General features: G+C 43.0%; 6 protein-coding genes and 1 pseudogene. 4 read left to right on the top strand and 3 right to left on the bottom strand.

What is annotated here, in order from left to right; genetic code table 11:
- Window positions 1–116, bottom strand: a pseudogene (locus tag GMES_RS22470) (transposase); the annotation flags it as partial.
- 278 nt (window positions 117–394) lie between these two features.
- Between GMES_RS22470 and GMES_RS11780 the strand changes: the two are divergent.
- Window positions 395–937 carry a hypothetical protein gene (locus GMES_RS11780; protein WP_006992923.1) on the top strand — a complete coding sequence of 181 codons (543 nt, stop codon included), beginning with the start codon at window positions 395–397 and terminating at the stop codon, window positions 935–937.
- Between the two features lie 104 nt (window positions 938–1,041).
- Here GMES_RS11780 and GMES_RS11775 read toward each other — a convergent pair whose 3' ends face one another.
- Window positions 1,042–1,380, bottom strand: coding sequence for a YggL 50S ribosome-binding family protein (locus tag GMES_RS11775; protein ID WP_006992922.1), 339 nt, complete (start codon window positions 1,378–1,380; stop codon window positions 1,042–1,044).
- Window positions 1,381–1,711: 331 nt separating this feature from the next.
- Here GMES_RS11775 and GMES_RS22260 point away from each other — a divergent pair, with 331 nt between their 5' ends.
- Window positions 1,712–1,876 carry a DUF2986 domain-containing protein gene (locus GMES_RS22260; RefSeq protein ID WP_006992920.1) on the top strand — a complete coding sequence of 55 codons (165 nt, stop codon included), beginning with the start codon at window positions 1,712–1,714 and terminating at the stop codon, window positions 1,874–1,876.
- Window positions 1,877–1,985: 109 nt separating this feature from the next.
- On the opposite strand, the gene GMES_RS11770 is transcribed toward GMES_RS22260, so the two are convergent.
- Window positions 1,986–3,257 (bottom strand): flavin monoamine oxidase family protein, encoded by a 1,272-nt coding sequence (locus GMES_RS11770; RefSeq protein ID WP_006992919.1) that lies wholly within the window; start codon window positions 3,255–3,257, stop codon window positions 1,986–1,988.
- Between the two features lie 523 nt (window positions 3,258–3,780).
- On the opposite strand from GMES_RS11770, the gene GMES_RS11765 reads away from it, so the two are divergent.
- Window positions 3,781–4,680 (top strand): helix-turn-helix domain-containing protein, encoded by a 900-nt coding sequence (locus GMES_RS11765; RefSeq protein ID WP_006992917.1) that lies wholly within the window; start codon window positions 3,781–3,783, stop codon window positions 4,678–4,680.
- A gap of 116 nt (window positions 4,681–4,796) precedes the next feature.
- Window positions 4,797–5,822: an alpha/beta hydrolase family protein gene (locus GMES_RS11760; protein ID WP_006992916.1), complete on the top strand. Its 1,026-nt coding sequence runs from the start codon at window positions 4,797–4,799 to the stop codon at window positions 5,820–5,822.
- The last annotated feature ends 190 nt before the right edge of the window (window positions 5,823–6,012 follow it).

Genomic DNA, 6,012 nt, shown 5'->3' with positions numbered 1-6,012 from the left:
CTTTGCCCAGAGTGCTTATCAGTGCCACATAAATATGATTGACGGACACACCGGGAAACACAATGGTAATAGGGCGTATCGATTAAACTAATTTGGCTTTTTCGAGGTTGAGGCATAATCCATCTACCTAGCAGAATGAAACACAAACCAAGTGTAGTTCAGCCCTTAAAATTGACCATTTTTATCATGGGTGTCTTTCTTTTCGTTTCTTGACGGGGCGTAAGCTTTAAACAACCTCTCAATGTAGGCGCGTATTCAACTACTTGTCTTGGTATTGGTTGTAGCGCTGATATTAGCTCTCATGTTGGCGCTGTATATGCTACTCCTTCAAGCGAACGTAGTTTATGTGTAAACGCGTTAGGCGCGAATGCATTCGTCGAAGGAGTGAATAATAATGATAGTAACGAGTTTCGAGTACGAAAAATGGCAAAACGAATATGCTTCACGAGCGAATGATGTGGGTAAAGCAACTCACGGTGATAGCGCCAATCAGCAAACGCCTTCCGTTAGTGGGCAAGCATTTGCCGCTGAATTGGCAGTTCAACAATCACATCAGCAATCAAAGCAGCGAGATAGCATCACCGAATCTAATAACGTAAATGCCCCACAGCATGAGCCAACGTTCGGCGAGGAAGCCTTCGAGTACCTGTTAGCGAACAGATTAGGGGTAGATAAACGCACCCTCGATGAGCTTAAGGCAGAACTTGAAGCATTAGAGTCAGAGCGCGACAACCTGATTGAAAAAGAAGTCCTAAACGAAGCGCAACAACAAAGGCTTGAGGTGATAAACGAGCGCATTGATGCGTTGACGCAGCTTATGCAAGACTTGGTAGAGCAAGCAAGTGAAAGAACCGCCGAGCATGAAGCACAACAGGCGCTATTGTCAGGCTCTGTAAACGACGCCGAAAAGCACACTAGACGAGTGTTTGGGAGTTGAAGATATGTGTAGCAGGAAATTGAAGAACATTGCGTTGCCGTGCATAGAGAACACACGAGCAACGCTCGGTTATCTTTGTGAGATGCCGTTATTTAATATCGTTGTTAGATACCGTAAATTGCGTCAACCAATGGGCCAACTTTTACATCGCTAGCGATGTTTTGGCTGTTTAAAAACGCTTCGATAGCGGTTTTGTCTTCTTCCGTAGCATTACCGTAACGATCAGCAGAGGTTACGAACCCTTCCAATGTTTCGCTTTCATCGTTAAGCGTAATGTAAAGGTTTTGCGCAATAACAACATCAGCAAATGTGTTGAAGAACGTCTCGTATTCGTCTTCTGATACTTCAGCCAAATTACAGCTAAATTCAAAGCCAAGAATGGCCCATTCGTCTAAATGAAGTTTCTTACGAATACGTCTGTTTCTCGTTGTTTTCTCTGTCATGGTATACCTGTAAAAAATGTGCGAAATAAATGGCGCTAACATTTGCTCACACATGTAAAACGTGAAGGCTAAATGTTGGTTACGCCGTTAACGCGCGCATACTAACAGCTTTTACGCCGCTTTATTGAAACTAAGAAAAAATATAGAAAGAAAAACGACAGTAACGAAAGAATCGTAACAGCTCACAACTGATCGGGTATAATGCATCCACTTTGCGCTTTTTGCGTGTTAATTGCCCCTTTAACTTGATGTTTGACGAAGTCACTTTGGCCGTTAAACAGAAAATCATAAGCAATAGTCATAAACATTTAGACAAATAGAAAGATTAAACATGAATAGAAAAAAAAAGCTCACTCAAATTCACAAAAAACGTGTAAAGGCCGTTGCCGCCAAAAACAGCGGTAAAAAGAAATCTGGCTATGTGTCTAAAGCAGAGCGCGCAAAACTTGAAGCCGCTGCCAAGGCAGAGGCGCTAGAGCACACTGAATCTGAATAATCTGCTTGGCTCCTACCTAGCGCTTTGTACTAGGAGGTTTGTATTATCCGCTTTTCATCAAATTCTGCCTGAAAGCCAAGCAAAACAAAAAATCACTGTGTTATCAGAGCTAATTAAGGGTATTGCCTAGTGCTTCGTTAATCTCTGAAACTGCTTTGTCAGCCGCGTGTATTGCACCCTCTAAATAGCCAGCATCCTGTTCTGCAAACTCACTACCAGCTAGATGTAATCCAAGTGTTTTTAATTCGTCATCTAGTCCACGATGGTTGAAATCTGGGTGTTTCGATGGCTCATTAATGTCTCGCTCTGTGGCGCAAAACGGGTCCACCGCCCAATCTTTGAGGTAGCAATCGGTTGCACTATACGCATCTTCACCATAGAAAAACGCTAGTTGATCGAGACAAGCTTGTTTGAGTTGACTCTCACTTAATTGATTGCGCTGCTTCGCTGGAATGCCAATAAAACCGAAGATCCCAAAGCTGTTGTTTTCACTGGCGCTGGCATCATGCATTTCTATCATGGGGCCAACTTGACTAAACGCTTGGCCAGAAAGACCTTTGTTACGCCAAAACGGCTGAGGGTAGGTGGCCACAAATTTTGCCTGGGCACCCATCCATGTTTGCACCGTGCCTAAACGTTGGTTTAATAACGGCGAGCCCCACAGGTTTGACGCTAAATCACGCTGTATAATACGCGGTGGTAACGCAAGCACTAAATGCTCTGCATTGTAATCAAAATGATGAAGCACTTGAGATAGATTTTCGCTAGCTTGAATTCCGAGATATGTATGCTCTAGATTGCTATCTTTGAGCGCTTGCTTGTTGCCAGCAACGTGGCCTGAAACAGTCCAGAGTCCGTTTTCTTCGTCTTTTTCTATGTTGCTAACACAATGCTCAAGTTTGATTTTACCCTGTGCGTTCGCCTGATCTCGTTTATCTTTTGATCTCTTCGAGTCAATGCTTGCATGTAGTTTTTGAGTCAGCTGAGACATACCACCATCAACTCGAAACAACTGCATCGCTCCCGCACCGGTAATTTGTCTGGGTTTCGTCGAATTAGGCGCTTGATAAAGCACGTCCCCGGCCGCGTATTGCTCAAACAACTTAACCTCGAGCTCTGCGGCTAGGGCCTTTATTTTCTGCTGATGAGGGAAAATCCACGTCGGGCCCATATCATGACTATATGCACACTGAACGGCAACCTGAGCAGCAAGCACACCGAGTTCGCGGTCAACATCTGCTGCAGGCACACAGCTAATGCGCCCACCAAGTTGGCTTTTTGCTTCAAGCAGAACGTAAGGAATGTGCAAAGCCTCAAGCCTTGTCGCTGTATATAATCCCGCTAAACCACCGCCGATTATAATGACTTTTGTTTGTTCCATGCTCAACCCTCACGCTCTTTAATGTTGTTACTATACCAGCTCATTCATGATGCATCTATCGATAGATAGTTTTTGATTTTGTAATGTGCCGCTTGATGCAAAGCACACTTTTATTAGCGATATAGTGATGGTGTTTTGCCATCTTAATAGCCTGTTGAGCTGATGCTTTTCCCACGGATTGAGCTGCTGGAATGAAGCGGAATTTCTACCAACGTGAATTATCACAGCGGGAAAATTTAAACTTTTACAACGAATTAATGAGGATGCTGAACGTTCTAAATGCACCCATACTAAAAAAGCGACCATATAGAGTTTCACCCATGATAAATACAATGGGACGACAAGTTTCAACTTAGATCATTTGCATGGGTGTTTATGTAAGATACGTGTAAAAATACTTGAATTCATGAGCTTGTTAGTAGGCAAAGCGCTCATGGGGCAGCCATATACAAAGTGTTTTGAGTTCAGGCAAGCAATACGAAAGATGATAAAATAGTACATCGTGGACGTTGGATAGAAACTCATGGTAGATAACCAAAAGAATAAGAATATAAAAATCATTAGTCAGGTTGGGCAGTATATTTATGACCATAGCGACCAGACTATCAGCTTGGAAGATTTGGCCCAGTATACAGGCTTTTCAAAGTATCATTTTAACCGAATATTTTTTGCGGCAACGGGTTACCAGTTAGGCGAGTTTATTCAGCGACACAAACTGGAAAAAGCGTTGCACATAATCAAACAGGGAAACCCCAATATTATTGATGTCGCTCTTAGCGTTGGTTATGAATCTCCTTCTTCTTTCTCTAGGGCATTTAAGAAAAATTTTTCTGTTACGCCGAGTGATGTCGTTCAGGGAAATCTTCCGCTCAATGCTCGCGCTGGCAGCTTAATACCTAAAAAGCGACTCACTGGGAACAAAATAGAACCTGTTTGGAAAACGTTACCTGAGAAGACGGTTTACGGTTTATACGGCAAAGGTTTTACTGAGCAGTCTTTTTCGACGATCGCTACAACATTATACGGTCGATTAGCCGCTATTGCTGAGCCATTAAATTATGCCGAGTTGCAGCCTATTGGAGTGTCGGTTGACAACCCGTGGGCGGGTGAACAAACGCAAAGCCGTTTTTTTGCTGGCTTCGTAGAAGGTCTTTCCCATTGCCAAGAAAAACTGGACGTTTTTAAATGGCAGGCTGGCCTATGGGCCTGTTTCACGCATATCGGGCCACATGATTGTATGTGGCAAACTATTTCTCAAATTTACGCACAGTGGGTGCTACCTAATAGTATCAAGCTAAAAGACCAGCAAATTGTGCAGTGCTATCTTAACAACCCTTTGAAAACAAAGCCTGAAGTACTCAAAACAGCGTTATATTTTGCGGTAGAAGATTTAGCAATCGAGAACATGGCGATGAAAGAATAAAGCCAACGTACTACCTAAAGTGGCGTATCTTGTACAAAACGCACTTTCTGCACAGCTCGGTCTCAACAGCGGAGGTATATTGGCGCAATAGAATACTAAAGGGAAATACACCAAGAATGATGAAACTTAGAATAACGAAGCTTTGCTTTACCGTAATTACCTTGCTTGCTCTTTTTAATAGCGCTCACGTTTTATCGGAGACTTCAATTGAACTAAAGACCACAGAAGTCGACTTTATAAACGAGAAAGTGAATAGACCCACTAAAATCAAGTTTTGGTATCAAAGTGGTGCAAAACCGTGTGAGGCAACAATTTGCTTATTAGCAAAGCAAAACCCTCAGCGGGTTGCAGTTATATCACATGGTGCCTTTGGCTCTCCTCGTGAAATGAACTGGCTTGGCTATGCATTAGCCTCCCAAGGGTGGCTTGTTGCTGGGGTAGCGCATTTCGGCGAGTCTTGGGTTTATGGGCCTGAGAACATAGACCCGAATTCGGCCATGCGATTCTGGCAACGCCCGCAAGACGTGAGCTTTGCAATCGATAGTTTATCTCAAAAGGGACTATTTGATGCTTTCATAAAAACGGATAAAGTCGTTATGTTTGGCCACTCTTCTGGTGGGTTTACGTCATTGGCATTGGCTGGTGCTCATCTCAAAGCAGGCAAGTCGGAAGCCTATTGTGGGTCAGAAATCGCCAAAGAAGATAAAGGCTGTAACTATGCTAACCCCAGTGAGCGTAAGCCCTTAAGTAAAGTCATGTTAACTAAAATTGGCTTGCTACAAAAGCAAATGCGAGATAAGCGTGTTGCAGCCGTTATTGCGCTAGATCCGGCCATGGGCCACGCGGTTAGTGAGCAAAGCCTAAATAACATAAAGGTGCCTACTTTGATCATAGGCTCCGTTGAAAACGACTTTTTGCCTTATGAAACACATTCAAAATATTTTGCAGAGCATATTGAAGGCGCGAATTTAATCGGCCTTGAACAAGGAGCAGGTCATTTTGTGTACCTTGATCAATGTGACTATGACAGGGAAGTAAAAGGGGTTTCTTTGTGTAAGGACCGAGACGGAGTAGATCGTAAGGCAATACAGAAGCAAATTTTGCAGCGCGTATATGGTTTTGTTCATAGAAATGGTTTCTAGCTAGAGACTCGTTCTTATGTTTAGCTCTAATGAATAACAAAGTCACCTGTAGTAAGTACATTGTGACTAGATGTTGTAAATTAAGTCATTTATGTCGGTATTCATCTAAAAGTCTATTACCACACTATCATGGGTGTCATGGTAAAAGGGCCGATGCAAGAGCATAAGTAAGCAGCTGTTAGCACTAAGT

Origin of the sequence: Paraglaciecola mesophila KMM 241, assembly GCF_000315015.1 — a bacterium.
Classification (GTDB): domain Bacteria; phylum Pseudomonadota; class Gammaproteobacteria; order Enterobacterales; family Alteromonadaceae; genus Paraglaciecola; species Paraglaciecola mesophila.
Note: the sequence above shows the minus strand (reverse complement) of the source record. Positions and strands in the feature narration are given on the sequence as shown.

Coding starts and splice junctions, on each gene's coding strand:
- GMES_RS11770 (WP_006992919.1), bottom strand. CDS start 3,257: ATGGAACAAACAAAAGTCATTATAATCGGCGGTGGTTTAGCGGGATTA.
- GMES_RS11780 (WP_006992923.1), top strand. CDS start 395: ATGATAGTAACGAGTTTCGAGTACGAAAAATGGCAAAACGAATATGCT.
- GMES_RS11765 (WP_006992917.1), top strand. CDS start 3,781: ATGGTAGATAACCAAAAGAATAAGAATATAAAAATCATTAGTCAGGTT.
- GMES_RS22260 (WP_006992920.1), top strand. CDS start 1,712: ATGAATAGAAAAAAAAAGCTCACTCAAATTCACAAAAAACGTGTAAAG.
- GMES_RS11775 (WP_006992922.1), bottom strand. CDS start 1,380: ATGACAGAGAAAACAACGAGAAACAGACGTATTCGTAAGAAACTTCAT.
- GMES_RS11760 (WP_006992916.1), top strand. CDS start 4,797: ATGATGAAACTTAGAATAACGAAGCTTTGCTTTACCGTAATTACCTTG.